We start from the raw sequence: 26,825 nt of genomic DNA, 5'->3' as shown, positions 1-26,825 counted from the left end.
AAATCCGGTAACAAAATTTCTTTAGAGAACCGATTGACACCCATACTACTCGGTGATACAATGTACTTGTAATCAGCGATACTGAATAGCGAAAGCAAGAGCTTTCACCCGCTATTCGGTTCCTTTTTCCCCAGGTACTAAGTTATACAGAATATTAGTCAGACAGAATAGCTTGGAAAATGATCAAGGTAAAGGAGAAGGGCGATGAATTTCTGGGACAAAATCACAGGCAATGACATGACGAGAGAATTAAAAGGTTTTGAAGCGCGGGCTCAAAAGCTGCCGGCGGATTACCAAGCGGCATGGGAGGAAATTAAAACGAATCTTTGGCAGCACTCCGACTTCACCGGTCGCAACCTCATGCCCATCCTGGACGGTACGCTGAGCTGGCTTGAAGAAACGGCGGCGGACGGTCAGCGCGTGCAAGAGGTGTTGGGAGACGATATCCAAGGTTTCTGTTCAGCGCTGGCCGGTGAAGAAGGGGCCAAGTCGCTTCGTGACAAGTGGCGCGAGCAGCTCAACAAGAATGTCGCCAAAAAATTAGGGAAGCTGGAGGGATAACATGAATATTCAAGAAATGCTTCAAGGCAAAAAAGAATGGCGGGCCCATGTCGCACGTGTTAAAGCACTCCCGCAGGATTATCAAATCGTTTATAACGAGATACAGAAATATCTGTTTAAAGTCGGCCCTGTTGAACTCAGTAATGGGATCGGCTTGCTCTCGGGGATTGCGGATCTGTTTGAGGAGGGAGCGAGCCTGGGGAAAGGAGTTCTGGAGGTGACGGGACGCGACGTTGCGGCTTTCTGCGACGAGCTCATCAAAGACTCTAAAACGTTCACCGATCTCTATAACGACTCCGTTAACGAAGCAATGAACAAGGCCATGAAAAAGGCGACCGACAAAATGAAGTAAAGGGTGCAGATGATGGATAATTTAACTGAAATGCTGAAGGGTTCGCTGGAAGGCTGCGTGCTGGAAATCATCAGCCGTCAGGAAACCTATGGTTACGAGATTACCCGCCGCTTGAACGACCTGGGGTTTACCGAAGTGGTGGAAGGGACGGTCTATACCATCCTCGTGCGATTAGAGAAGAAAAACCTGGTCAATATCGAAAAGAAACCGTCGGATATGGGCCCGCCCCGCAAGTTTTACACCCTGAATGAGGCTGGCCGTCAAGAACTCGCTTCGTTTTGGGATAAGTGGGATTTCCTATCGTCAAAAATTAACGCTTTGAAGTCCAATTAAGGAAATAGGAACCTGAATCCTATCCTACCGCAGACGATCCCGACTGAACGGCTGGTTACGAATGTGAATGTCCACCTTCGCTGTTCAGTTTTATTTTCGCCTAGTAGTGAGTGGTACAGGTTACCAGTCATACTAAATAGTCGATTAGAGGAGGAAACCAAAGATGAGTCATGCAGCGATTTCCGTAAAAGGGTTGAAAAAATCCTTTAAAGACAAGGAGGTCTTAAAGGGGGTGGATTTTGAGGTGCGGCGCGGCGAAATTTTCGCGCTGCTGGGCTCCAATGGAGCGGGCAAGACGACGACGGTCAACATCCTCTCGACGCTGATGAAGCCCGAAGGCGGTGAAGCAAGGGTCTGCGGCTTTGACGTTCAGCGTCAGCCGGATCATGTTCGTCAGAGCATCAGCCTAACCGGGCAGTTTGCAGCTATAGACGGCATGCATACAGGGAGGGAAAACCTGATGATGATCGCCAAGCTGCGCGGAGTTCCGAAGCCGGCGCAAGTTGCCGATCATCTGCTTGCCAGATTCAGTCTGACCGATGCAGCGAACCGCCGGGCGGATCAATATTCCGGCGGGATGAAACGCCGGCTGGACATCGCCATGAGCTTGATCGGGAGTCCGGCAGTGATTTTTCTCGACGAACCGACGACGGGACTTGATCCCGAAGCGCGGATTGAAGTGTGGAATACCGTCAAGGAGCTCGCCGGCAGCGGCACGACCATCTTGCTGACGACGCAGTACCTGGAGGAAGCCGAACAACTGGCGGACCGGATCGCCATTCTGCATGGCGGAAAGATCATCACGACCGGCACCCTTGCCCAACTGAAAGAGATGTTCCCGCCGGCGAAAGTGGAATATATCGAGAAGCAGCCGACCTTAGAGGAAATTTTCCTCGCGATCATCGGCCAGAAGGAGGAGAAGTAAATGAAAAGCAAAACGGGGGTATTATTAGGACGTTTAATGCGCAATATCCTGCGCAGCCCGGACACGATTATCACGGTAGCGATTACGCCGATAGCGATGATGCTGTTATTTGTTTACGTCTTTGGCGGCGCCATAGAGTCAGGTACGAACAATTACGTCAATTATTTATTGCCGGGAATCCTGCTGATGGCGATTGCATCCGGCATCTCTTACACGGCCTTCCGGCTGTTTGGGGATATCAAGAGCGGGTTGATGGCGCGTTTCATCACCATGCCGATCAAGCGCTCGTCGGTATTATGGGCTCATGTATTGACCTCGCTTGTTTCCAACGCGCTCACGGTCGTGGTGGTTTTCCTCGTCGCGCTTTTGATGGGCTTTCGTTCAAGCGCCGGTATCCTGGAATGGCTCGCGGTAGCCGGGATCCTCGGGTTGTTTACGCTGGCGCTGACCTGGCTGGCGGTCATTCCCGGCCTGACAGCAAAGACAATGGAAGGGGCAACGGCCTTCTCGTACCCGTTGATCTTCCTGCCGTTTATCAGTTCGGCCTTCGTCCCTACCGAAACCATGCCTAAAATTGTCCGTGCGTTCGCCGAGAACCAGCCCGTGACTTCCATCGTGAATGCGATTCGGGCCCTGCTCTATGAAGGTACGGTGGGCAACGAGATCTGGGTCGCGCTGGCCTGGTGCATCGGCATTATGATCCTCGCTTACTTCTTCGCCAGCCGAGTATTTAAAAGCAAGTTAGGGTAAGCCTCCATCAGGCAGAAGGTATTGCTATTTCGGTTCGCCCATGCTATTCTTTTCCTAATTCTAAAAAGAACGGAGGGTTACGTGTGATTGATTGTTCCCGATAAGGAAAACGAGCATTTAAGGTTTTCTTAGCCTCTGCCTGTAGCAGAGCAATCGGGATAGGTCTGCCCATACGGTAACCCGTCATTTTGAAATGCGCTGGAATAGCGAGCTTTCCCCGCCGGATCAGAGGGGGAGCTTGCTTTTCCGCATCCGATTGCGATTGCACAGGCAGCGAAATGCCTGTGTTTTTTTTGTTGCCCAAAGTCCATTTCGGGAAGGAGCATTACGTGTGATAAACGGCAGACTGAACCGCCCTACATTGAACAATTAAATGACGTTCAAACGCTCTGCCAGCGATGCGGAGCAACGGGTTCAGTCTGCCTTTTTTCGTGATAACGATCTGTAACGGTTCGAAGGGAAGGTGAGGCATTCGCCTTCCTTTTGCATGCCTGAATGATCTGCTTCCCTATTGGGGAAGGGATTTTTTGCCGTTCGATCAGGCTCCCTTTGCTCTCATCCGCAGGCGTTAACTTCATAAAAATTTTGCAAAGGGATGAGAGCCCATGACTCGAAAATATAAAAAGTCCAATCGCCCCGGATTTAAACAGGGGGAGCCGCCTAATCATTTGGGGCAGCATTTGCTGCATAACAAGAAACTTATTCTGGAGATCGTAGAGAGGGCCGAGATTTCGGACGGCGAAACGGTGCTGGAGCTGGGAGCCGGTCAGGGAGCACTGACGGTGGCGCTGAGCCAAAAAGCCGCAAAAGTACTGGCTATCGAGTATGATCCGGGATTCGTCGAAAAGTTGAAACAGAAAACCGAACAACTGGCGAATGTAAAGGTGGTCCGTCAGGATATCCTGAAGCTCCGCTTGCCGAAGGAGGCTTTTCTCGTCGTGTCCAATATCCCGTTCTCGATCACGACCCCGATTCTCAAACAGCTCTTGAGCCAGCCGGCAACGGGTTTGCATCGAGCCCTTCTGATCATGGAAAAGGGAGCGGCGAGGCGGTTTACGGGTACACAAGTTAAAGACGCGTACGTATTGGCATGGAAAATGTGGTTTGATTTCAAATTCATCAAGCTCATACCCCGGATGAATTTCGCTCCGCCGCCAAGTGTTGATTCGGCACTGGTGCGGATCGACCGGAAGCGGGAGCCTCTGGTGCCCTATCCTGAGCGGGGCGTTTTCCTCGGACTTGCGGAATACGCGCTAAAATCTCCGTACGTATCGTTTGACGCCGTATTCAGCGCCTTTTTCACCAAACCGCAATTGAAGATATTACGGAGGGACTTAGCTATCGATGGCGCACTGACGGCGATAGGCGCTTTGACCCCAGAGCAGTGGGGGAAGGTTCATCATGCCTTGGTACGCTATGTCCCCCGGCATCGCTGGCCGCGAGCAAGAAAATGAGGTTTTTGTTAATTGGCACAAGGGCTACTGTTAAGAGACGAAATCACGAGAAAGTGTGAAAATATGGTAAAATAGTCGGATTTCCTATATACAATATCTTTTTAGTATGATACATTAAATTAGAATTAAAACCAAATTATGGAGGTGTTCTTGTGAGGGTATTTAAGTTATTTTTTTCACTAAGTCTAGTTTCAATTCTACTATCTAGTAGTGTAGTGGGCGTATCTGCAAAGGGTAGTGATGAATTTGCAACTGCTGCTGAGAAAATTGCGCATAACGTTTCCAATTATACGGAATATGGGGAAATCGAGCTGCAAAAAGGCGATTTTGATAAGATATTTGAGAGCGATGGACCTGTTTATTTAGGGGACGGATTATGGGCTGAAGAATTGACATACGATGAAATGATTCAGAAGATAGCTATAAATAGAAATGAATCTATAGAAAATGTTAGAAGAAATTTAAGCAAAAATGAACCCTCTTTAATGGCTGATGATCATATTTTCTATGTACATTTTTATGAACAATTTGAAGTCGGCGATACCGAATGGTATCCGCAAATTGATATTTATGCTAAATGTCAAGGAATATATAGGGACTTCATAGGAATCGAGGATCTTAATTTGATCAGATCCTATAATTATGAGTCCAAACAATTTAGCGGAAAACTTCAAGCTAAGGTTGAAAGTAATAAACGAATATACTGGGTTATAAATGGCGATTTCTATAATAATGGAACGACCAAAACAACCTTCGGTGGCTCAGTTGGAATCGACAAATATGCTACTCTGAATCTGTCAATCGAAAGTCAAGACAATCACTTCGGATATGTATATAAAACGGGGTATATAGATAATCGATAAATATTTGTACTCTGAAGGGGGGGCATGAATATAAAACTTTTAATATGTCTAATTCGGATTATTACAGGTGTAATTATCTTGAATATTCCTAATTATGTTGCAAATAGTCTTTACAACTCACCTTACGTAGGTGACTATTTAGTAACAGTTTTCATTCTAAAATGTGTATTCCTGCTATTAGGAATTGGCATAATTTCATATGCAGTTTGTTATTTCTTAAACAAGTTGGACCAAACGAACAGTTAAGTCAAACTATAGGAATAGCCCTTGCATTCACTCATAATGGTGGAAAGCAAGGGCTTCTTTTATTCCTGACGTCTTTAGAATGGTAATTGACCGCAGTATAAAAAGAAGATATATTAATTTCATACATATAATTCCAGACGTAATTATCATGAGAATGTGTGGTGATGATCCGATGAGTACCTCTACGATCCTGGAGGAAGTACATTCTTTTATCCAAGAGAATGAATTGAATTTGACCCAATTCTCGATGAGGTTAAATATTAACGCGGGAACGTTGAGCTATATATTGAACGGCAACCGAGCCTTAACCATCGATCATCTGGACCGGATTTCGGAGGTCATGGGCGTACCCAGAGGGCATTTTTATGAGCGATATATTCAAGATTACCTTCAGGAAAGAAACCCCAACTGGAGAAGGGTAGCTCCTTTCCTGCGGAAATGCGCCGAATTGGACAAGCTGGATTGCATACGAAGAACGGTCTGCCTGTTGCTGGATAATTTAGCGCACGCTACGTCTTTATTTGAGTTGGCCGAGGAGTTATTTGAGAAGGAACTATACGAGGCCGCAGCGATTCTCTATGAAAATGTGGCGTTGAGCGAAACGAGGCAATATTCCGAACGGTTGGCGATGTGTCAGTATCGGCTGTTTAAGATCCGGATCGGATCAGATCAGGCCCGTAACCTCAAAATCGCACACCAATTCGAACCTTTTGTGGATCGATTGGATGAGGTCCTGCAGTTGGATGCGCTCAAGGATTTGGCTAACTTGTACCGCTCACTTCGTGAGTGGGATCGGCTTGAGGTGTTGGCTAAGGAGATGGAGCACAAGGCGAGTATTATTTATTTCAGGGAAAGACGATCAGAAGAAGTATTTCAGAAAATTCAGCAAGGGCTTAGCAGGCCCATTTTTTTATATATTGCCTATGCCAAACTGTTGTGCGCAGCAGTATATGACGGCAGAGGAGATTATGCAAAGTCGATGGAATACACTTATCAATACGCTGACTTATGTTGGGTACGAGAAACGGATTTGGATACGAAGTATTGGGTAGATCAATTTCAAATATGGTCACGTGCTAATCTATATGCTAATAAAATTATGAGTGGAGAAACTGAGGTATTATCTGAATACGTGGCGTATATTCTAGATAATCCGGATGAGATGATAACGGGGCTATCTAACATTATGTACGCCGCTAATCGGTATCATTTTGATGTTGATCACATCCTTCAAGAATTTCATACTAAATTAGAGGAGTACGAACACTCTCAAAGGGATGATAATATAAGTATAGGCATTGTATACACCGATACTTACAACAAACTTCTCTACAGTCTAACTTATTACTATATTCATAAAGGTGATAGTCTAACTGGATTCAATTATTTGATGCGCGGATTGGAAAATTCCGTTATAATTAATAAGAATGCTAACATCATTAAGTTTATGGTTTTATTTGAACAACATAGAAATAAAGCTTCAGAGGAAATTATCTTGAAATACAAAAATATCATTAGCGAGGTGTCTCGGGAAGTATGAAGATGATGATCACCGCCTTAGCCGTTTTTCTATCCCTTGTATTTGTTTCTCCTAGCGTGGGTTCTGTTAATCACAACCCCATTACCACGTTCGATCAACATGGTGTATCCTAAGATAATCAAACGCCTATTCGTTAAATTTAAACGAATAGGCGTTTTTTAAAGATGTCAGACACCCGTTGGCGGGAGCTTATCACGATTATCCCCTTTGATCAGATCGCCGAGAACTGGAGAGGAGCCCGCCTCATTCACGGCCCATGCCTTCTTCCCTGAATGAAAGGGATAATCGTGCAAAGGGCGGCATGAGAGAGACATCAGGGAGTTCAAGGCCAAGGCACATTAGCATTAGCATCAGCATCAGGCGTCTGTTCGTTTATCTGATCACAATAACCTGCCGCAAATCGCGGGAATCGCCGTTCAGCTTGGTTTCGGCGGCGTTCAGTTGCGCCGAGCCGTCGCCGTCGAGGAAGATGCCGTCGACGAGTTGGCCGCCGGCGAGCGTCGCCTGGACGGCGGCGCGGAACGCCTCCGCCGTGCAGCGCGTGGGCGTGACGATCAACCACAGCCGGCCGTCCGCGTCATAGGCGAGACCGGAGCGGAGCCGGTTCTCGTCGGGATTCGGCAGGTGCTCGGCTTCCACCGCCGCCGCGCGCCAACCGGCGTCATCCTGCAGCTTCATGCTGACGCCACCTTGGGCGAAGTAGCGGGAGCGATCCGTGACGGCGAGCTCGTCTGCCGCAGAAACCACCTGCACCGAGAAGCCGCCCGCAGCGCCGTCCCATACGAGCGTGCCGCGGGCGTATTTGGCGTTGAACCAGCCGGAGCCGTAAGTGCCAGCCGTGCCTTGAACCGGCTGGTCGTTGCTCACCGCGATCGACAATACGGCGTCGTTGTAGAAGAAGCCGCCGTTCATGCCGTACACGCGGTAACGCCCCAATGGCCGGTCCGCCGCTCGCAGCTCGATCCGCTCTGGATCGACGACCAAGGCATACAGCTTGACGTCGTTCCTCGCGGTGAGCTCGTAATAATCATAGTTGTGCGGGAGCAGGTAGCGGCTGCCCCAGCCGATCATCAGCAGGATGCCAAGAAAGATCGCCACAGCCGAAGCCACGGCAATCCCCCAGCGCCGCCAATTAATCGGCAACATAGGCGGCCAACAGGCGAGTCGTATTGATGACCGCCTGCTTATGGGTCCGTTCCATGGCGTGCGAGGCGTGTACGCCCGGACCGATCAGCGCGGCGCGAATGTTGTGGCCGCCGTGCAGCGCGGCTGAGGCATCGGAGCCGTAGTGCGGATAGATATCGACCGCATGCGGAATGCCAAGGCCTCGGGCCAATTCGATCAACCGGCTGGTCATGTCATAATCGTACGGGCCGGTGGAGTCCTTGGCGCAAATCGAGACGTCGGTCTCTTTGCAGCTCAAGTCGTCGCCCATGGCGCCCATATCGACGGCGATCATTTCGTTGACGCCGTCCGGAATCCACGAAGCGCCGTGTCCGACTTCTTCATAGTTGGAGATGAGGAACACAAGGTCATGCCGCGGCGTCCAGCCTTCGCGACGGCTTGATTCGAGAAGCCCGAACAAGGCGGCCACGCTGGCCTTGTCGTCCAGATGGCGAGACTTGATGTATCCGCTTGGCGTCACGACGGCGCGGGCATCGAACGAAATGAAGTCGCCGACGGCGATTCCCAGCTTCAGCACGTCTTCTTTATTTTCCACGAGCTCGTCGATCCGTACTTCCATGTTCTTCTCTTCACGCTTGAATTCGCGCGCATCGCTGTACACGTGAACGGAAGGGTGTGTCGACAGGATCGTGCCGGTGTATACCCGGCCGCTGCGGGTGTGAATCTGGCAGTATTCGTTCTCAATACTGTGCATCATAAACCCGCCAACGGAGGTGATTGCCAGCGTTCCGTTGGGGCGGACAGCGCGCACCATCGCCCCCAGCGTGTCGACATGGGCGCTCAGCGCGATGCGCCGCGACGAATCGCGGCCGGGCAGGGTCAGGAGGGCGCCGCCTTTTTCATTGAAGCTGCAAGGCACGCCCAGCGCTTCGGCTTCGCGTCCGATCAGCGTCATTACACCGCGCGTAAAGCCGCTGGGGCTTGGCGTATCCAGCAGCGTTTTCAGTAAATTTAACATATAGTTCTCATTCGGTTGAATATTCATGGGAAACCTCCTTGGGGTTTGGGGATGTGCTTCCGATTCGATTACGGCTGAATGGGATGTTCCTCTGCCGGATCGGCTCCATTATCGGTTTGCGTGTCGGTTTCGTCGGTTTTCTTCTTCTTGCCGCGTTCCGTCTTCTCCGGCTCCGGGAAAATATAGCCGGTCGCTTCCTGGATATGTACAAGCTTGGCATGCAGGCCTTTGACTTCGCGCTGCAGCCGATAGCCGCGGTAAATGCCAAACGACCCGACGATGATGCCGCCAAGCAGCGTACTGCCGAGAATCAGCAAGATCAGCGGGAGACTGACTGAGCCAAACAGCAGATTGACCTGAACCGGATCGACATTGATCACGGCAAACACGGCGGTAATCAACGCGAAGATCAGAGCTAAAATTAGGGACCATTGAATTTTCATGAGGGTACACCTCCTTCTAGGACAGTATAAAATCCCTTGTCCGCTTGGGGCAAGGGATTTTATGGCAGCCTTTGGCTTTAGGTTCGTTATTTCGTCAATTGTTCCATTTGCTCGATCACGTTCTCGAACACGCTCATCGCTTCGCGAATCGGCTGCGGCGAGGACATGTCGACCCCGGCTTTCTTCAGGATATTGATCGAATAGTCGCTGCCGCCGCTCTTCAGGAAGCCGAGGTAGCGATCGACCGCCGGCTTGCCTTCTTCGAGAATTTGCTTCGAGAAGCTTGTCGCCGCGGAAAATCCGGTTGCGTATTTGTACACGTAGAAGCTCGTATAGAAGTGAGGAATCCGCGCCCATTCCATTTCGATATCCTGGTCAACGACCATGTCTTTGCCGTGATATTTCACGTTTAGGTCGTAGTAAATCTCAGACAGCTCCTGCGGTGTCAGCGATTCCCCGGCTTCGGCGCGCTCATGGATGAGCTTCTCGAATTCGGCGAACATCGTTTGACGGAACAACGTCGTCCGGAACTGATCGGCATAGTAAGTCAACAGGTACAGCTTCTGCTTCGGATCGGTCGATTTCTTGAGCAGGTAATCCATCAACAGCGCTTCATTAGTCGTCGAGGCGACTTCGGCCAGGAAAATGGTGTATTGAGCGTCCCGATATTTCAAGGCTTCGTCCGAAAAATACGAATGCAGCGCGTGGCCCATCTCATGAGCGAGCGTGAACATGCTGTTCAGATTGTCCTTGTGGTTCAGCAACACGTAAGGATGGGTGCCGTAAGCGCCCCAGCTGTAAGCCCCGGTACGTTTGCCTTCGTTCTCGTACACGTCGATCCAGCGGTTCTCGAAGCCTTCACGGAGAACCTTCAGATAATCCTCGCCCAGCGGCTGCAGCCCTTCTTCGACCATCTTCTTGGCTTCGTCATAGTTGATATCCCACTTGTATTCCTCTACGAGCGGGGCGAACAGATCGTACATATGGAGCTCGTCGACGCCCAGCAGCTTCTTGCGCAGCTTCATGTAACGCTGCAGGAGCGGCAGGCTTTCATGCACGGCGTCAATCAGGTTCGTATACACTTCCTTCGGAATGTTGTCGCCATACAGGGACATTTCCAGCACGGAAGGGTATTTGCGTACCCGCGAGTAGAACATGTTCTTGTTGACGTTGGCGCTCAGCGTGGAGGCGATGGTATTTTTCTGCTTTCGGTAGGTTTCGTAGACGGCTTTGAATGCCCGCTCGCGGACTTCACGGTTGGGGTTCTCCAGGAACTGGATGTAGCTGCCGTGGGTCAGATCGACTTCGTTTCCGTTTTCGTCCTTGATTTTCGGGAATTTCATATCCGCGTTGTTGATCATCCCGAAAATTTGCTGCGGTGCTTGCGACAAATTGCCAACCTGGGCGAGCAGGGCCTCTTCGGTTTTGCTCAGGACATGCGCTTTCTCGCGTTTGATCTCCTGCAAAGTGAACTTGTAATCCGCTAGCGCGGGATCCTGGATCAGCTTATCCAGTTCCTGTTCCGGCAGAGCCAGAATTTCCGGAGTAATGAAAGACAAGGCCTCGCTGACTTCAACGCTTAATTTTTTGGCTTTTTGCACCAGGGCCTGATATGTAGGGTTGGTTGTATCCTCATCGTGATTGAGATGGGCGTAAACGTAAAGCCGCTCGATTTGCAAAGAGAGTTCATCTTCCAGCTCGAATACAGCTTTGATGCTCTCCGCATTGGTGAGTTTGCCTTCGAATTCGGCTGCTTTATCCTTCAATGCCTTAAGTTCATTATACGATTTGTCCCAAGCGGCCTGGTCGGGGAACAAATCCTGCAATTTCCATGTATTCTCCTGCGGTACCTCGGAACGTTTCACTACAGTGCTCATCGGAATCCTCCTTTGGGTTGGGTAAGATGATGATGCAGACTGGCCTGTCGCGTCGCTGCCCGGGAAAGCGGCAGTCAACAGGCAGCCGGTCAGCAGCAGGGGGATCGCACGTGGGGTGCGCTTGCGTCGCATACCAAAAAAACCTCCCTTTAATGATATCGGGAGCCCAAAGCCCTAACGGAACCTGGGGGACCGAAGGGCTCTGGGCATTTTTCTAGTATGGCCGCCTGCTGTGGGAAATATAGGCTTGGTTAAGCTAGGAAGCTGTAAATCATCAGCCCAAACGCCACCGCAATTAACAGAACGGAGACCAGGGCCAGACCGCGCCTAAGGCGAGGCTGCAGCCGATCCTTGTTCAGGATGACCACGAGGCCAAGCGCAAAGGCGCAAATGATGAAGATCAGGAGGTTGGAACTGTCCATCATAATCATTACTCCGTTTCGTACAAAAATAGTTCAGACGGCAGGTTAAACCTGCTTGAAGGCGTTCATGATCTCCTCCCACTCCGCCTCGTTGCCGGCGTACTCCTCTTTGGGGAACCGGCGCTTCACCCAATCCATCATCGCAGGGCGGCTGAGGAACGTATGCGACTCCTCGCCCCATTGATCGGAAATTTCACGGAGAACGATGTATTTTCCCTGAACCTCTACCGTCATCATATTCCATTTGTCTTTTTTGTATATTTCGTGTTTTTTGATCATCGCTGACGTTCTCCAATCTTTGGCTTTACGCTTGCAGGTATGAAACCCGCGGAAATATGGTAATATTTTATGTAAAATGATAACTCACGCCCCCGAGGAAAGCAAATGAAACCGTACGTTCCAACACGGGTTTCGACCCGCGAAGGATTGGGCGAACTGACACGTTGCATTGTCGGTGGGCATAGAGTATAATATGGGTATTCGTCAATGATGACGATTATTTTTAGGAGGTTGTTCATTTGAAAGGTACAGTTAAATGGTTTAACGCAGAAAAAGGCTATGGCTTCATCCAAGTTGAAGGTGGCGAAGACGTATTCGTACACTTCTCCGCAATTCAAGGCGAAGGTTTCAAGACTCTAGAAGAAGGCCAAGCTGTTGAGTTCGAAATCACTGACGGCAACCGTGGTCCTCAAGCTGCTAACGTAATCAAATTATAAGATCACTTCCGTTTATACGGATCACTTATAAAGTTTGGTTCCAAGCGCGATAATGAAAGGCACAGCTCTTTATAGGGCTGTGTTTTTTTGTATACATTTGAATGACGAATTCAGGAGGGGGTATAGGAATGCAACCCAGAGTGACGGTATTAACGATCGGTGTGGAGGATTTGGAGAGAGCGCTTCGATTTTACCGGGATGGCCTCGGCTGGGCGACGGACGGGATCGTTGGCCAAGAGTTCGAGCACGGGGCCGTCGCCTTTTTCGATTTGCAGTCGGGACTCAAGCTGGCGCTGTGGAAGCGGGAAGATATCGCACATGACACCGGCCTGACGCTCGATGCTCCAAGTTCGACGGAGTTTACGCTGGGGCATAATGTGGCCACGAAATCGGAAGTGGACCAGGTGATGGAGCAGGCCAAGGCGGCGGGAGCTAAGATCGTCGTTCCGCCCCACGATACGTTTTGGGGCGGGTACTCGGGGTATTTTCAAGATCCCGACGGTCACTTATGGGAGGTTGTCTGGAATCCGGATTGGATATTCGAAGCCTAAATGGAGAAGGGGATGAGGAGCATGAAAGAGCGGGACGCATTGGAACGGGCAACCCCGCATCTATCCAGACTGGAGGAGTGGTTGACGGGCCCGAACGGGATCGAGACCGATCCGCTGGCGCAAGGATACGTTCACAAGGTGTTGGACTATGCACCAACGCCGGACAGTTTTGCGGCCAAGCTTGTCTCGGAGCAAGACCTCGAGAAGCATTTGGATTGGTTGCTGAGCACGCAGCAGGAAGACGGCGGCTGGGCGCTCACGTTTCCGGCGGTAAGCCCGGCCGGAGAACAGGAGTGGCGCGGCTGGTTGACCGTGGAGAACTTGAAGACGCTAAAGGCTTACGGCCGTCTGACCTAGATTCGAGATAAAAGAAGCTCTTTTCGCCACGTTGCTGAAAAGAGCCTCTTTGGCTTGTTAATCAACGATCCGTAAAATATCGGCGATTTCCTTCCGGGGCACCGGCTTCGGCGAAATTGCCGGATGACCCAGCGCGATCACCATGTTCACCCCGCGGTCGGCGGGAATGTCGAGAAATTCGCGCAGCTTCTCTTCAGCCAGCAGCACCGGCCCGGTCATCGGGCAAGTGGCAAGGCCCTTGGCATGCGCGGCGAGCATCAGGTTCTGGGCAGCCAGACAGCTGCTCTTCATCCCTTCCTCTTCCCAGACCTCGGGAGCTACGAAGGCAATCGGGTCAAAGATTCTTTCGCGGAACTTGGACGTATACGGGGTGGACAAGCATACAATTAACGCCGGCGCGCCGGAAAAAGCGGTCGCATAAGGACCAAAAGATTTTACCAGCAATTTGGCTTCCCGTTCCAGCCCTTGCTCCGCCGCACGCGCCGCCGTTTCATGCAGGCTCTCCCAGGTGAAATCCTCAATCTGTTTAATTTTATCGGCGTTCATGACGACGATGAATTCCCAGGTTTGCGAATTCGTGTCGCTGGGCGCATAACGGGCGCAGTCGATGAGATCCTCAATATCGGTGAGGCTGACGGTCTCTTCGGTAAATTCCCGGATGCTGCGGCGCGTCTTCAGAATATCTCGGAACAAAGCGAAATCCATGCGTGTTCACCTGCTTCTTCATATTTAATACCAGGTACTATCATCTGATAATAACTATTATATAGGAAGACCTGTCCTTTGAACAGGGGAGAAGACGCAAGAGGCGAAGCGCCGTTAGGGCCCTTCGCCTCGATACTATTAGGCTTTATGTTAGAATTTCGCTGGGGTGTTCTCTCCGGGCCCCTTCTGAAAATAACGGCTGGCAAATCCGATAAACGCGATCAATGCAGCGCTCATCGCCGTCAGGTAGAATGGATGCCGGCCCAGTTCTTCGAACATGACGCCGCCGAAGGTGCCGCTGAGCAGCCCGGCCAAGCTGGACCAGACGATGGTGTACAAGGCCATGCCGGTCGCCCGGAATTCATCGGGAATCAACCGGGTGAGCATGCGGATGGCCGTGACATAGAAAATGCCGAACGTCACGCCGTGCATGGCCTGGATGGCGAGGATCCCGTAAGCCGATCCGGTCAGTCCCATCAGCAGGAAGCGGATGGCGAACAGCAGGCTGGCCAGGAGCAGGAGCGGCAGCTCCTTAAATTTTTCCCCATGGAAGCTGAGGTAGATAAATACGGGGATCTCCGACAACGACGAGGCGAGCATCGCCCAGCCGATCAGATTTTCGCTCGCGCCAAGCTCCTTCAAGCTGATGGAGATGAACGCTTCGTTCATCCGCATGCCGATCGCGAGACAGAAGACGCAGCCGAAGAACCAGAGCAGCTCTTTCTGCCGCAGGATCGCCCAAATGCCTGACAGGTCCATTTTGGCCACGGATGTGGGTTGGTCCTTCACGAACAGAATGAACACCAGCGCGAGTCCGGCGATGGCGATCGAGACCCACATCGTATTGGAGGAGCCAACCCGGGTCAGCACATAACCGATGAGCAGGGCAAAGAAGGCAAATCCGAACGAGCCGAACAGGCGGATCGAGATAAAATGGATCCCGTGCTGCTTGGCCGTCGAGATGACGATTGTGTCGGACAGCGGAAAGACCGGATAGAAGAAGAAGTAAAACACCGTAATGACCGCCATGATGATGGAGAACGAGGTCGAGGCGGATAATAGAAAAGTCAATGCAATTTGCCCGACCAGCAAGAGGAGAAGAATCTTCTTGATCGTATGGTAGCGGTCGCTGGCCAGACTCCACAGCAAATTGGAGACGAGCGAGATCATAGGTCCGAGGGCGTACAGCAGGCCGATTTGGCTGGTCGAAAATCCAAGCTGGGCATAAAATAACGGGAAATAGGAGGAAACAAGGACACTTGTTCCGTATATTGTAAAGGTAAAGGCACGCAGCCATCCGATATCTGAGCGGGCCGTGGTTTTCCGATTCATGGGATTCGATGCTCCGTTTCTGCAGTTAAATCGTGATTTGCAATAAAGTCCGTATGTTAGCAAGTATATCAGAAATCACAGGCCGGGGCGGCAATAAAATTCACCTTCCATTTACCAAAATCCATTATACTGATCTAAAGGAGGCGATCCCGATGAAGGAGTGCTTTGTATACGATGAGCGGCTGGACATCCACGTGCCGCTGCTGGAGCGTCCGTTCGATGAATACGAGCTGGAGGAGCGGCTGGCGATGATCGCCTACTGGGAGGAGGTCCGCGGCCGCATTCCGAGTAAGGTCATGGTGCTGGAACGATCGATCGAACACAAGCTGGGGGAAATGAATGAGGAGACCGACTTCGAGCGGAGTTGCCGCCTCAATGGCGAGATCGCCGAGTTGGCCAGCCAGATCAACGACCTGCATATCTGGTACCGCACGACCCAGGAGGAGCCCTCGGTCAAAAGGCATCTGTGATTTTGTTTATTTGTGCTAAAAGTTGGATCATATTATAATATAGAATGGTTTTCAGATAGGCCGTATTTAACAACACAGTGGAGGCAGGCCATTGATTGAACTTGAGCAAAGCCGAAACCAATTCCCGAAGGAGCCGCTCCGGCTGATGAGTCGGGTTTATAAATTTATTCTGCCGGATGTCCGTCAGGAATTGGATCGCTGGAGAGAAGATGCTGCAGCGATTCCCGATCCCGAGCTTAGGCGGCAGGCACTGGCCAGCATCGCCACGAAAGAGTTCCATTGCCAGGGCGGTGCCGTCTATGCGGCCGCTAACTTGCCGATGCGCCATGTATTGATTCCTCTTATCGTTGCATTCCAGACGATCAGCGATTATTTGGACAATTTGTGTGACCGCAGCACTTCCAAAGACCCGCAGGATTTCCGGCTCCTGCACCAGAGCATGCTTGATGCGGTGAATCCTGACGCAGAGCTGCAGAACTACTACGCTTTGCGTGAGGAGCAGGACGACGGCGGTTATCTGCACCGGTTGGTCGGGACGTGCCGGACGCACATCGCCGAGCTGCGCGGATATTCGGCGGCGATGCCGTACATCGTCGATCTCGTAGGACTTTATACGGACCTGCAGGTGTACAAGCATATTGATCCGCAAGAGCGCGAAGCGAAGCTGCTAAGCTGGTGGGCGAACCATGAGTATCGCGCCCCGCATTTAAGATGGAACGAGTTCGCGGCGGCGACAGGTTCGACCCTTGGGGTATTTATGCTGTTCCTGGCAGCAAGCCACGCCGGGTTGGACGAGCGAAGCGCAAAGACGATCCACGATGCTTATTTTCCGCATGTCTGCGGCCTACATATTATGTTGGATTACCTGATCGATCAAGCGGAAGATGAGATTGGCGGGGATTTGAACTTTTGCAGTTACTACGAAAACAAGGAAACGATGTTGGGCCGAATCACGTTGATCGTCGAGGGAGCGCGGCAGGATATCCGGAAGCTGCCGGCTTCCTCGTTTCATAGGATGATCATTGAAGGCTTGCTGGCCTTGTATTTATCCGACCCGAAGGTCAGCCAGCAGGACGAGATCCGCGAGGTATCGAAACGGTTGATGCGCCGGAGCCCGCTGATGCGGTTGTTCTTCTTCGCTAACAGCCTGTGGATTCGCAAGCATCTTTAACAATTGGGGCAGTGCTCACTTATTTATAACCGAATTAGGAGGAATTATCATGTCAGCAGTTAAAAAAATCGCAGTGCTTACCAGCGGAGGAGACTCCCAGGGCATGAACGCGGCCGTTCGCGCCGTTGTACGGAGCGGGTTGTTCTACGGCCTGGAAGTGTTCGGGATTCAACGCGGCTATCAAGGGCTGCTTAATAATGACATTTTCCAAATGGATATCCGCAGTGTGGGCGATATCATTCAGCGCGGGGGCACGATTCTTCAATCCGCACGCTGTCTGGAATTCAAAACGCCGGAAGGCCAGCAACGGGGCGCGGAGATTCTGCGCGAGCACGGCATCGACGGCCTGGTCGTCATCGGCGGCGACGGTTCCTATCAAGGGGCCGAGAAGCTGAGCAAGCTGGGCATCAAAACGATGGGTCTGCCGGGAACGATCGACAATGATATCTCCTTTACGGATTACACCATCGGTTTCGATACGGCGGTCAGCATCGTGGTGGATGCGGTCAACAAGCTGCGTGACACGATGTCCTCTCATGAACGGGCTTCGGTTGTAGAGGTCATGGGCCGTCATTGCGGCGATATCGCGCTGCATGCCGGATTGGCTGCTGGCGCGGAAACGATCCTCGTACCGGAGGTCCCGTTTGATCTGAACGAAGTGGCGGACCGCATGAAGCAGAACTTCGAGAAAGGCAAACGCCACAGCATCGTCATCGTTGCCGAAGGCGTCGGCAGCGGCGAGGACGTCGTCCAAGCGATCAAGCAGCGCCAGCCTTCCGTAGAGCCGCGCGCTACCGTGCTCGGCCATATCCAACGCGGCGGATCGCCAACGCCGTTCGACCGCAACCTGGCCAGCCGCCTCGGCGATTTCGCCGTGCGCAGCCTGATCGCCGGCGAATCGAACAAAGCCTGCGGCATGATCGGCGGCGAGATGATTCTGACCGACATCGAGAAGGTTGTCAACACGAAGAAGCCGTTTAACATGGAGCTGTACGAGTTGGCGTCGCGGTTGTCACAATAATCTGTATTTTGACAAGCAGGCCGAGTCGGGGAGTTGATCCCGGCTCGGCTTTTTGCGTTGTGTAGGTTGTTTATACTGTCTGAATGCAGATCTCGTAGGGGGAAATGTTGCATTTCAGGCAACATGATCGAGTTGTTCTGAGCGGTAATGCTCAAAATGATGCAAAAAGTACAACAATTTTCCCACTGGAAGCCCAATTCATTCGAAATTGCTGCATTAAAGGCAACAATCTTCATATTTCAAGGCATTTATCAACGGAAATGTTGCACATTGTGCAATATTTAGTACATAGGCCTGCAAGGCAGGCACGATAGAGTACGCCCGGCACAGGCTAGGCGAACTCTCCCGCATCTGTTACAATCGAACGCATAGCGGATGAAGGGGGGAAGGCGCGTATGTATCTGTATCGATTGGAGGCGGAGACTTCCGCCGGTTCGTTCGTCATTCTCATCGCCGCCGAAGGGGAAGAACAGGCGTTTCGTGCGGCTGAAGGTCACTTACAGCAGCAGGTATTACCCGCACCTGTGGTTACGGAGCTGACCCTCGTGGAGAAGAAACGGATGGCGCCCGGGGCCGGGTACGTAGTATCAACCGGCAACGTACAGCGCTAAGTGAAGAAGCCCGAGACCTTTATCAGCGGTCACGGGCTTCTCTACGTTTATGGAGCATCCGCCGGACGAACCTGGCGGTTGCGGAACCTTCTCTGGATCACGACCAGGCGATACAGCAGCAAGACTGCAGCTACCGCCAGTCCGGTAATGAGGCCAACCCAATAGCCATATGGCCCCTGCGGGGTATAGTTGGCCAGGACGAAGCCAAGCGGCAGCCCGATGATCCAATAGGCCAGCAGGGAGATCCAGAAGCCGGGGCTGACGTCTTTATAACCGCGCAAGACGCCTTGGGTGGGCGTTGCGATCGCGTCCGAAATCTGGAAGAAGATCGCGTATACCAGGAAATGCTTGATCAGCGCAACGACCTCAGGTTCGCTCGAATAGAGCTGTGCGACGCCTTGACGGAACAGCATCAACAGGACGGCGGTGGCTAACGACAACGCTGCGGCGGTTCCGACGCCAAGGGCGGCGTATTGCCGCGCGTCCTTCAGCCGGACGGCGCCGGTCTCGAAGCCGACGAGAATCGTCAGCGCCAGGCAGATGCTGAGCGGGATCATGTACAGCGTCGAGGCGAAGTTGTTCGCCGCCTGATGGGCGGCGATCGTCACCGTGTCGAACCGGCTCATCAATAGCGTCACGGCGGCGAAGACGGCCGTTTCGAAGAAGATGGCAAAGCCGATCGGCACGCCCAGATTCATCAGCTCGCGCCATTTGGCAAGCGAGATGCGGTGCAGCTTGCGGAACACGCCGTAGGAGGCGAAAGGCTCTTGCCGGTGTACGATCCACAAGGCGATAAGAAAGATGCACCAGTACGTAAAGGCCGTAGCGATCCCGGAGCCGATGCCGCCAAGACGAGGGAAGCCGCCATGTCCAAAGATCAGCAAGTACCCGGCTCCCACGTTTAAAGGGAGAGAGATCAGTGTAATCAACATCGAGATCCGGGTTTGACCCAGCGCATCGATAAACGAGCGCAATACGATATAGCCGAACAACGGGAGGATTCCCGTAGAAATCGCGGCCAGGAAATAGAAGGCTACATGATGGACCTTGGGTTCCAGGTTCATCGTGTTCAGCAGCGGAGAGACCGAGAATCCTCCGGCGAGCAGCACAACCAGGCCCACAGCCGCCGACAACCACAAAGCCTGGATCACATGATAGCCGACTTTGTTCTTCTCGCCGGCGCCAACCAGCTGCGAAACGATGGGCGTGATGCCCATCAGAATGCCGCTGAGCCCGGTCTGTACCGGAATCCACAGGCTGGAACCGATGGCTGTGCCCGCCAGGTCAGCCGGACTGGCATGGCCGGACATCATCGTATCGAAGAAGGTCATCAGCGACATCGTCACCTGGGTGACCAGGATCGGGATCAAGATATGCAGAAATTGAGCGTATTTTTGCTTTAACGTATAGGTTTGATTCATAAGGCAACATTACTCCGATCCTCAGAAGGTACTTAAGTACAAAGCCAAACCAAACCCGGGCAGGAGGGCCCGGGTTTGATGGCTTTGCAGCTTTATTATTCATAAGCAACGCCGGAAGTATAACGGTTGGAGGCATTCCACAACAGAAACTCATCCACGTTCATTTCCTTCAGCGCACGGATTTGTTCTTCCACTTCATGTTTGCCGTATTTGATATAATGGCCGCTGCCCAGCCAGCTGGCGGTAAAGTCCTGAATCCAGGGCCGAATGATCGGCTGCGTATCGCCCAGTTCGGCGAGCTTCGTTTGCGTATCCTGCACCGCGCCTTTAATCGTCTGGTAAGGGGCTTTGTCAGGATCCTTGGCGTTAAACCAGCCGGTCGTATAGTGGCTCGGATAAATCATCGGACAAATGACGTCCACGTTGTCGGAGATCTTCACGAAGTCCTGGCCGATCCCTTCCGCCGCAGGCACTGATGCCGCGTACCCGAAGATATCTACGGAGACCCGGATGCCTAACGGTTCCAGTTCCTCCTTGGCGTACTTGACGAAGGAGGAGACGGCGTCGACGCGGCTCATCTCATTTTTCGTATAAGTTAGACTGTCCGCCCGTTTCTCAAAACCCTCGGGGAACCGAACGTAGTCGAATTGAATTTCCTTGAAGCCGAGTTTGGCCGCTTCCTTGGCGATGGCGATATTATACTCCCATACTTCCTTGCTGTACGGATTGACGAAGCTGTCCCCTTTGCCGTTGCTCCACACCGATCCATCCTTGTGTCGGAAGGAGAGTTCCGGATGCTTCTTGGCCAGAATCGTATCCTTAAACACCACGATCCGGGCGATCGGGTAAATATCATGCTTCTGCAATCGGGCCATCAAAGCGTCGATATCGCGGATAAACGGCTGCGGTTTCCCCCATTTGATCAGCTCGGGATTATCCGTCTTGTACGTGATATAGCCCAGATCATCCTTGATGTCGATCACCATCGAGTTCAGCTCGGTCTGATCCACGAGATCGACCAATTGGTTCATCCGTGATCCCCCGGCGCTATAAGCCGTAACATAAATCCCTTTGACGAGGGGGGCATCGATCTGCGGATTTCCTTTCAGTTCCGAAGGTTTGATAGGATTGTCCAGGCGTCCTTCCGCTAGATTCGCCGAAACGGTGCGGGCTACAGATGCCATCATGGGGCTCGCCGGCTCGTTCCCCGCGACTTGCTCCTGAGGCGCTGCTCCGCTGCCTGTACTCAAGGCCAGAAGTAGTAGTGTCCAGATGATGTTCATGATATCTCTCCCTTGTTTGCACTCACTACACATTATATCGGAAGAAGGGCTTTCAGAAGGAACAGGAATGTCACAATTGGAAAAATGTTTCAGGTTTTCATAGTTTCATAGGCGAAAAAACGCAAAAAAGTCGTTTCCTCTGCCGGGGCAAAAGAAACGACTTTGTCCTGCTGTAAGCGTTACATATTTAATGAAGAAACGCCGGGTTTTGATGCTCGCAGATGCTGAATTGAATAATCTCCAGCGCGTCCTGCGGTTCCAAGATGGTCAAGCCATCCCGGAGGAGAATCGTCGAATTCAGTTCCCTTTGGTTCAGAAAAGGTAGCATATCCGGGAACCACTTCTTGACGATCTGTTCCAGTTTTACCGTTTCCATTTCCATTTCCACATCCATCACCCTTTCCTTTCAGAATTATTCGCCGCGGAATCAATCCTAAATCGGAAAAGCAAAAAGCCTGTGAAATACGGGGTAAAAGCTGAACCCTTTGAAGTGACAAAGGAACCGCTGTGATTATTATAACAAAGAAGCGACCGTTTGAAAACGGCCGCTCCTTTCAAGAAACGCTTAACGACGGCGGAACGAGCCCATGACTCCGACCGTTTCCACGATATTTACGAAGGCGGTGGGATCCGTTTGCTTAATGATTTCCCGCAGTTCTGCAAGCTCGTAGCGGGTTGTGACGGTCATCAGCATATCTTTTTCTTTATGGGAGAAGGCGCCTTCGGTTTTCATCAGCGTCACCCCGCGAGGCAGCGACAACAACCGCTCGAGCATCGCCTCGGTTTTGTCGGTGATGATGAACAACGTCACCTTGATATGGCTGATATGGATCAGATCGACGACCTTGCCGGAAATATAGATGGAGACCATCGAAGCTAAAGCCAGGTCCCAATTCCCTTCGAGATAGCCCATCGCCAGTATGACAATGCCGTTAAGACCAACGATGACGTTTCCTACCGGGAAGTCGCGGAAGCGGGTCACGATCGAGCCGATGATGTCGAAGCCACCGGACGAACCGCCAACGCGGAATGAGATGCCGCTGCCGATGCCGACCAGCACGCCGCCAAACACCGCGGCGAGCAGCGTATCCGACGACAACAGCTTGTCCGGCGTCGGAATCAGGGCGATGAACCAGGTCGTGGCGGCAACCGACAGGATGCTTAGACCGATAAACCGCCTGCCAAGCAGAAATAATCCGGCGATCAACAGCGGAACATTGTAGGCCAGATACATTGTGCTTATGCTGAGCGGGGAGAAGTAGGCGGTTAACATCGCCAAGCCGGATACGCCGCCGCTGAGCAAATGAAGCGGTACGAGGAACAGATTGAAACCCGCGGCGATCATAGATGCCCCGAGCAGAATCACAACCGCATTCCTGATTTCCTTCAACACCATCTTTCACCTCACGAAAATATAGGAAGTATCCCAACCTGCTTGCTGGTATTCCATTTAAGTTTTGTGCTATAATGTTTGAGATATTCTTGAGTAGGTACTCATTTCCAGTTTTCAAGCTAGACCTATGCAAAATTTACAGGCAGATTGGACAGCCTATAAACGTTTGAATCGAGAGTCTGAGGTCCGGTTTTAAGCAGGGTCGAAACCGGACTAAACGCTACTTAAGAATACCGTTAAGCCGGTGGAATGTCCACTATATAGAAGGAGTATGATACATTGAACACTTTTGCAGATTTCGGCCTAGAGCCTAAAGTATTGCAAGCTATTACGGAACTCGGATTTGAAGAAGCAACGCCGATACAGGCCAAATCGATTCCGATCGCGATGACCGGGCGTGACATGATCGGACAAGCCCAGACAGGGACGGGGAAGACCGCAGCTTTCGGTCTGCCGCTCATCAACAAGATCCCCAAAGAAGAAGACCGTATCGTTGCGTTGATTATGACGCCAACCCGCGAGCTGGCCATTCAGGTCGCAGAAGAAATCGGCAAGCTCTCGCGCTTTAAAGGCACGCGTTCTCTTCCCATCTACGGCGGACAAGACATCGTACGCCAAATTCGCGCTTTGAAGAAGAAGCCCCAGATTATTATCGGCACACCGGGCCGTTTGCTTGACCACATTAACCGGAAAACGATCAAGCTTGACGATGTGCAGACCGTCGTCCTGGACGAAGCTGATGAAATGCTCGACATGGGCTTCATGGACGATATTCAATCGATCCTGAAGCTGGTTCCCGAAGAGCGCCAAACGATGCTGTTCTCCGCAACGATGCCGGCCAATATCCAGAAGTTGGCGCAGCAATTCCTGAAAAATCCCGAGCATGTCTCCGTGATTCCCAAGCAGGTTAGCGCGCCGCTTATCGATCAAGCCTATATTGAAGTTCATGAACGTCAGAAATTCGACGCTTTGACCCGTTTGCTGGATATGGAGTCGCCGGAGCTGGCGATCGTGTTCGGCCGGACGAAGCGCCGTGTCGACGAATTGTCGGAAGCTCTGCAGAAGCAAGGCTACTCCGCTGACGGCCTGCATGGGGACTTGTCGCAGAATCAACGCGACAACGTGATGCGCAAGTTCCGCGACGGCAGCATCGATGTGCTGGTTGCCACCGATGTGGCGGCCCGCGGTCTGGACGTCTCCGGAGTGACCCACGTCGTGAACTTCGACCTGCCGCAGGATCCGGAGAGTTATGTGCACCGGATCGGCCGTACCGGCCGTGCCGGGAAAGAAGGGGCGGCCTGGTCCTTCGTCACCCCGCGCGAGATCGATCATCTGCGCTTTATCGAGCGGATTACGCGCCACAAAATTTCCCGCAAGCCGCTGCCAAGCATTGCCGAAGCGATCGAAGGCAAACAGCGCATCATTGCGGAACGTTTGATCGAGCTGGTGGAGAACGGCGAGCTGAACGAAAACAAAGGCATCGCCATCCAGTTGCTGGAGCAATACGATTCGGTGAACCTGCTGGCGGCTGCATTCAAGTTGATCACGGGCGACAAGAACGAGAAGACCAACGTCGAGTTGACGCCGGAAGAACCGATCCGCGTGAAACGCCGCAATCCGGACATCCGTTCCAGCGGCCGGAAGCCGTCGGGTTACGGCAACCGCAGCGGCGGCGGAGGTTACCGCCGCGATTCCCAAGGCGGCCGCGGGGGCTACAGCAAAGGCGGCGGATATAACCGCGACGGCGGACGCGATTCCTATCGTTCTTCCGACCGCAAGCCGCGTACCAGCTCGAGCGGCGGGGAACGCAGACCCTCCAAATACAATGACAACCCCTCGTTCGACAATTAAGCCGGGATTGTCATAAACATACGCAACCAAAAGAAGACGGAGGCCTCTCCGTCTTCTTCGTTTTTTGGGCTGATTACAGAAGGATCGTACGGCTCACGATCACGAGCAGAATGAACAATACCAGAATCGTACCCGTGGAAGTCCAGAAACCTCCGCCATATCCTACACCGGACATGTGATAACCTCCTTTGATGATGTTGATGTTTTGAAGTTACGGTATATTCTATGGCACAAGGGCCCGCGGAGATTAGACGCTTACCTATGGCGGTGCAAATTAGGCGCTGGAACGAGCTGGACGAATCATGTATAGTTAAGATAGGCAAAGCGATTGCACTATACAATGCTTGAGAGGGGAACTTTACTTGGAATACAAAGGGTTAATGGGTGGATTCTATAAAATTACCGAATGGATTATGCGAATTGCCGGCAGCAATCTGTTGTGGTTGTTGTGCTCATCGCCGTTTATGATCGTGCTGGCGATGAAGCTGCTGCTGCTGCTGCAGACACCAACTCCTCAGCCGGAGACGCTTACGATTTGGGTTATGGGCATTTTGGCACCGTTTACACTATTCCCGGCAACGGCCGCTTTATTTTCGGTGACCCGGAAATGGGTGATGGGGGAAAGTGACCTGAGCATAATTAAAGTGTACTTCAAAGGGTACAAGGAAAACTACAAGCAAAGCATGATCGGCGGTATTTTCTATACGCTCTTGTTCGCGATTATGTATGTGGATTACGAAGTGTACATGAATCAAATGAACAATTTGCAGATGATCGGCATGGTGATGCTGTTCTTCCTGCTGATCCTGTTCCTGTCGTTGTTCAATTTCTTTTCACTGGTAGCGCATTACCATTTGGGTGCGATTCAGTTGATTAAGAACGCCATCCTGTTTACCATTCTTCGGCCATTCCGGACCTTGTCCACGCTGATTTGCGCAGGCGTGCTTGGCTTCCTGACCTTGCGCTTCGGCTGGTTGATCTTCTTCGGATTCGGCAGCTTGACGGCTTTCGTCGCCTTCTACAACTTCTACATCGCTTATAACAAGATCCAGGAGAAGGTCGAGCGGATGCGCCAGGCTGATGATACGCAGACCAGCAGCAACGCGCAGGACGACGAGGATATGGCTCTTGATCTGCCCACAAGCGAAGAGAAAGAGAAGGATTAAACGCCAAGCATTTCCCAGCATCTTCCTTGTTCGGTGAGTTTACATTTGCTTAATGAAGCCGTATAATAGGCTTACGTCCTGCGATGTGCGTTTCGGTTTCAGTTATTTTGAACCAATGACGGTTATCTCGGGAGACCTATATTGCGCCGCCGCTGAAAGGCCCTATCCATCGGATGAGGGGACTTCAAACTCGTCGCTGCGGTCACCCACCTGCGGGTGCAGGTTCGAGATAATGTAATCGGACGGCATAGGCGGGTCTATGATTCGCATGTGAACGGCACCTTGTACTCTTTTCTTAGCGGAAAGGGACAAGGTGCTTTTTTGTTTGCGCCGAAATGCGCATGCTCGCTTTTGTTTGTCTGCCAAGAATGTTAAACTAGAAGAAAGAAGACGCATCCCCATGTAAAGGGGGGCCAGGATCGTGAAGGAGGAAGCACAGTTGTCATTCAAGAGAACGCTTACCGGCATTTTTCGCAGTCAGGAAGGAACCAGCGACCGCGCGAAGGTGCCGGAACTCAAAACAAGGTATTATTCATTGTCCAAAGAGAAATGCTGGGAGGAAGTCTCCTCGACCCTGAAGAAAATCCCCGGTTATAAAGTACTTCACGAAGTACCCTCTGTTGGCGAGATTACGTTGGAGAAACGGACCAGCCTGGGGCGCGTGATGGATATCACCGTTTCGATCGTCTCCACCGGTCCGGTGCGAAGCGCCATCGATATTTACTCGGCGACCCGCGGATCCATGGGCGACCTGGGGGCGAATTACCGCAATATTCTCCAGCTCTTTGCCGTACTGGACAAGAAGCTGGCGGCGCATAAGGTATCTTCGAACTCGTAAAATCCGTTGGGCAATGCAAAAAAAGCGAGC

The 26,825-nt window shown here is 51.8% G+C and carries 31 protein-coding genes and 1 other RNA gene; 19 read left to right on the top strand and 13 right to left on the bottom strand.

Going from position 1 to position 26,825, the window contains the following annotated elements; all coding sequences use genetic code 11:
- The first annotated feature begins 204 nt into the window (after positions 1-204).
- From BN3795_RS19735 to BN3795_RS19700, 8 genes are all read left to right on the top strand, one after another.
- Positions 205-561 carry a DUF1048 domain-containing protein gene (locus BN3795_RS19735; RefSeq protein WP_068786411.1) on the top strand — a complete coding sequence of 119 codons (357 nt, stop codon included), beginning with the start codon at positions 205-207 and terminating at the stop codon, positions 559-561.
- A gap of 1 nt (position 562) precedes the next feature.
- A complete protein-coding gene (locus BN3795_RS19730) occupies positions 563-913 on the top strand; it encodes a DUF1048 domain-containing protein (RefSeq protein ID WP_068786410.1) in 351 nt (116 codons plus the stop codon).
- A 12-nt stretch (positions 914-925) separates the two neighbouring features.
- Entirely contained in the window at positions 926-1,246 is a 321-nt protein-coding gene (locus tag BN3795_RS19725) for a PadR family transcriptional regulator (RefSeq protein WP_068786409.1), read from the top strand.
- A 163-nt stretch (positions 1,247-1,409) separates the two neighbouring features.
- Positions 1,410-2,171 (top strand): ABC transporter ATP-binding protein, encoded by a 762-nt coding sequence (locus tag BN3795_RS19720; protein ID WP_068786408.1) that lies wholly within the window; start codon positions 1,410-1,412, stop codon positions 2,169-2,171.
- On the top strand, positions 2,172-2,921 hold the full coding sequence (locus BN3795_RS19715; RefSeq protein ID WP_068786407.1) for an ABC transporter permease: 750 nt from the start codon (positions 2,172-2,174) through the stop codon (positions 2,919-2,921).
- Between the two features lie 605 nt (positions 2,922-3,526).
- Positions 3,527-4,375 (top strand): 23S ribosomal RNA methyltransferase Erm, encoded by an 849-nt coding sequence (gene erm, locus BN3795_RS19710; RefSeq protein WP_068786406.1) that lies wholly within the window; start codon positions 3,527-3,529, stop codon positions 4,373-4,375.
- Between the two features lie 152 nt (positions 4,376-4,527).
- Positions 4,528-5,238, top strand: a complete 711-nt coding sequence (locus tag BN3795_RS19705; RefSeq protein WP_068786405.1) for a hypothetical protein — start codon at positions 4,528-4,530, stop codon at positions 5,236-5,238.
- Between the two features lie 418 nt (positions 5,239-5,656).
- Positions 5,657-7,024, top strand: a complete 1,368-nt coding sequence (locus BN3795_RS19700) for a helix-turn-helix domain-containing protein (RefSeq protein WP_068786404.1) — start codon at positions 5,657-5,659, stop codon at positions 7,022-7,024.
- Positions 7,025-7,396: 372 nt separating this feature from the next.
- Here the strand turns inward: BN3795_RS19700 and BN3795_RS19695 are convergent, their stop codons facing one another.
- From BN3795_RS19695 to BN3795_RS19675, 6 genes are all read right to left on the bottom strand, one after another.
- Complete coding sequence (locus BN3795_RS19695; protein WP_232729988.1) at positions 7,397-8,134, bottom strand: hypothetical protein; 738 nt, start codon at positions 8,132-8,134, stop codon at positions 7,397-7,399.
- 22 nt (positions 8,135-8,156) lie between these two features.
- Positions 8,157-9,194: a M42 family metallopeptidase gene (locus BN3795_RS19690; RefSeq protein ID WP_068786402.1), complete on the bottom strand. Its 1,038-nt coding sequence runs from the start codon at positions 9,192-9,194 to the stop codon at positions 8,157-8,159.
- A gap of 41 nt (positions 9,195-9,235) precedes the next feature.
- Entirely contained in the window at positions 9,236-9,610 is a 375-nt protein-coding gene (locus tag BN3795_RS19685) for a LapA family protein (RefSeq protein WP_068786401.1), read from the bottom strand.
- Between the two features lie 86 nt (positions 9,611-9,696).
- Positions 9,697-11,487, bottom strand: a complete 1,791-nt coding sequence (gene pepF, locus BN3795_RS19680; protein ID WP_068786400.1) for an oligoendopeptidase F — start codon at positions 11,485-11,487, stop codon at positions 9,697-9,699.
- 251 nt (positions 11,488-11,738) lie between these two features.
- Positions 11,739-11,912, bottom strand: coding sequence for a hypothetical protein (locus BN3795_RS25655; protein ID WP_198524785.1), 174 nt, complete (start codon positions 11,910-11,912; stop codon positions 11,739-11,741).
- 42 nt (positions 11,913-11,954) lie between these two features.
- On the bottom strand, positions 11,955-12,188 hold the full coding sequence (locus tag BN3795_RS19675) for a hypothetical protein (RefSeq protein WP_068786399.1): 234 nt from the start codon (positions 12,186-12,188) through the stop codon (positions 11,955-11,957).
- Positions 12,189-12,427: 239 nt separating this feature from the next.
- Between BN3795_RS19675 and BN3795_RS19670 the strand changes: the two genes are divergently transcribed.
- From BN3795_RS19670 to BN3795_RS19660, 3 genes are all read left to right on the top strand, one after another.
- Positions 12,428-12,625, top strand: a complete 198-nt coding sequence (locus BN3795_RS19670) for a cold shock domain-containing protein (protein ID WP_009222768.1) — start codon at positions 12,428-12,430, stop codon at positions 12,623-12,625.
- Positions 12,626-12,753: 128 nt separating this feature from the next.
- Positions 12,754-13,176, top strand: a complete 423-nt coding sequence (locus BN3795_RS19665) for a VOC family protein (protein WP_068786398.1) — start codon at positions 12,754-12,756, stop codon at positions 13,174-13,176.
- A gap of 21 nt (positions 13,177-13,197) precedes the next feature.
- Complete coding sequence (locus BN3795_RS19660) at positions 13,198-13,533, top strand: prenyltransferase/squalene oxidase repeat-containing protein (RefSeq protein ID WP_068786397.1); 336 nt, start codon at positions 13,198-13,200, stop codon at positions 13,531-13,533.
- Positions 13,534-13,590: 57 nt separating this feature from the next.
- Here BN3795_RS19660 and BN3795_RS19655 read toward each other — a convergent pair whose 3' ends face one another.
- Both BN3795_RS19655 and BN3795_RS19650 read right to left on the bottom strand, forming a co-directional pair.
- A complete protein-coding gene (locus BN3795_RS19655; protein WP_068786396.1) occupies positions 13,591-14,238 on the bottom strand; it encodes a nitroreductase family protein in 648 nt (215 codons plus the stop codon).
- A 150-nt stretch (positions 14,239-14,388) separates the two neighbouring features.
- A complete protein-coding gene (locus BN3795_RS19650; RefSeq protein WP_068786395.1) occupies positions 14,389-15,570 on the bottom strand; it encodes an MFS transporter in 1,182 nt (393 codons plus the stop codon).
- Positions 15,571-15,722: 152 nt separating this feature from the next.
- On the opposite strand from BN3795_RS19650, the gene BN3795_RS19645 reads away from it, so the two are divergent.
- The 4 genes from BN3795_RS19645 (at position 15,723) to BN3795_RS19630 (ending at position 18,843) form a co-directional block, all read left to right on the top strand.
- Positions 15,723-16,040, top strand: a complete 318-nt coding sequence (locus tag BN3795_RS19645) for a hypothetical protein (RefSeq protein WP_068786394.1) — start codon at positions 15,723-15,725, stop codon at positions 16,038-16,040.
- A gap of 91 nt (positions 16,041-16,131) precedes the next feature.
- Complete coding sequence (locus BN3795_RS19640) at positions 16,132-17,211, top strand: tetraprenyl-beta-curcumene synthase family protein (protein ID WP_068786393.1); 1,080 nt, start codon at positions 16,132-16,134, stop codon at positions 17,209-17,211.
- Between the two features lie 49 nt (positions 17,212-17,260).
- Entirely contained in the window at positions 17,261-18,232 is a 972-nt protein-coding gene (gene pfkA / locus BN3795_RS19635) for a 6-phosphofructokinase (RefSeq protein WP_068786392.1), read from the top strand.
- Between the two features lie 395 nt (positions 18,233-18,627).
- Positions 18,628-18,843 (top strand): DUF3906 family protein, encoded by a 216-nt coding sequence (locus tag BN3795_RS19630; protein ID WP_068786391.1) that lies wholly within the window; start codon positions 18,628-18,630, stop codon positions 18,841-18,843.
- Between the two features lie 47 nt (positions 18,844-18,890).
- Here the strand turns inward: BN3795_RS19630 and BN3795_RS19625 are convergent, their stop codons facing one another.
- The 4 genes from BN3795_RS19625 to BN3795_RS19610 form a co-directional block, all read right to left on the bottom strand.
- A complete protein-coding gene (locus tag BN3795_RS19625) occupies positions 18,891-20,264 on the bottom strand; it encodes an MATE family efflux transporter (protein ID WP_068786390.1) in 1,374 nt (457 codons plus the stop codon).
- 95 nt (positions 20,265-20,359) lie between these two features.
- On the bottom strand, positions 20,360-21,547 hold the full coding sequence (locus tag BN3795_RS19620) for a putative glycoside hydrolase (protein WP_068786389.1): 1,188 nt from the start codon (positions 21,545-21,547) through the stop codon (positions 20,360-20,362).
- A 187-nt stretch (positions 21,548-21,734) separates the two neighbouring features.
- Positions 21,735-21,929 carry a hypothetical protein gene (locus BN3795_RS19615; RefSeq protein ID WP_068786563.1) on the bottom strand — a complete coding sequence of 65 codons (195 nt, stop codon included), beginning with the start codon at positions 21,927-21,929 and terminating at the stop codon, positions 21,735-21,737.
- 183 nt (positions 21,930-22,112) lie between these two features.
- Entirely contained in the window at positions 22,113-22,940 is an 828-nt protein-coding gene (locus BN3795_RS19610; protein ID WP_068786562.1) for a YitT family protein, read from the bottom strand.
- Between the two features lie 279 nt (positions 22,941-23,219).
- Between BN3795_RS19610 and BN3795_RS19605 the strand changes: the two genes are divergently transcribed.
- Positions 23,220-24,791: a DEAD/DEAH box helicase gene (locus BN3795_RS19605; protein ID WP_068786388.1), complete on the top strand. Its 1,572-nt coding sequence runs from the start codon at positions 23,220-23,222 to the stop codon at positions 24,789-24,791.
- A gap of 73 nt (positions 24,792-24,864) precedes the next feature.
- Here the strand turns inward: BN3795_RS19605 and BN3795_RS25160 are convergent, their stop codons facing one another.
- Positions 24,865-24,966 (bottom strand): sporulation protein YjcZ, encoded by a 102-nt coding sequence (locus BN3795_RS25160; protein ID WP_082691542.1) that lies wholly within the window; start codon positions 24,964-24,966, stop codon positions 24,865-24,867.
- A 187-nt stretch (positions 24,967-25,153) separates the two neighbouring features.
- On the opposite strand from BN3795_RS25160, the gene BN3795_RS19600 reads away from it, so the two are divergent.
- The 3 genes from BN3795_RS19600 to BN3795_RS19590 all read left to right on the top strand — a co-directional run bounded on the left by BN3795_RS19600 (position 25,154) and on the right by BN3795_RS19590 (position 26,795).
- On the top strand, positions 25,154-25,957 hold the full coding sequence (locus BN3795_RS19600) for a YesL family protein (RefSeq protein WP_068786387.1): 804 nt from the start codon (positions 25,154-25,156) through the stop codon (positions 25,955-25,957).
- Between the two features lie 72 nt (positions 25,958-26,029).
- A non-coding RNA gene (gene ssrS / locus BN3795_RS19595) (6S RNA) lies at positions 26,030-26,219 on the top strand.
- A 177-nt stretch (positions 26,220-26,396) separates the two neighbouring features.
- Positions 26,397-26,795, top strand: a complete 399-nt coding sequence (locus BN3795_RS19590; protein ID WP_068786561.1) for a DUF1499 domain-containing protein — start codon at positions 26,397-26,399, stop codon at positions 26,793-26,795.
- Positions 26,796-26,825: the final 30 nt, after the last annotated feature.

The organism is Paenibacillus phocaeensis (assembly GCF_900021165.1).
In the GTDB taxonomy this organism is placed as follows: domain Bacteria; phylum Bacillota; class Bacilli; order Paenibacillales; family Paenibacillaceae; genus Fontibacillus; species Fontibacillus phocaensis.
The sequence above is the reverse complement of the archived record's forward strand: the minus strand, read 5'-3'. Positions and strand labels throughout refer to the sequence as shown.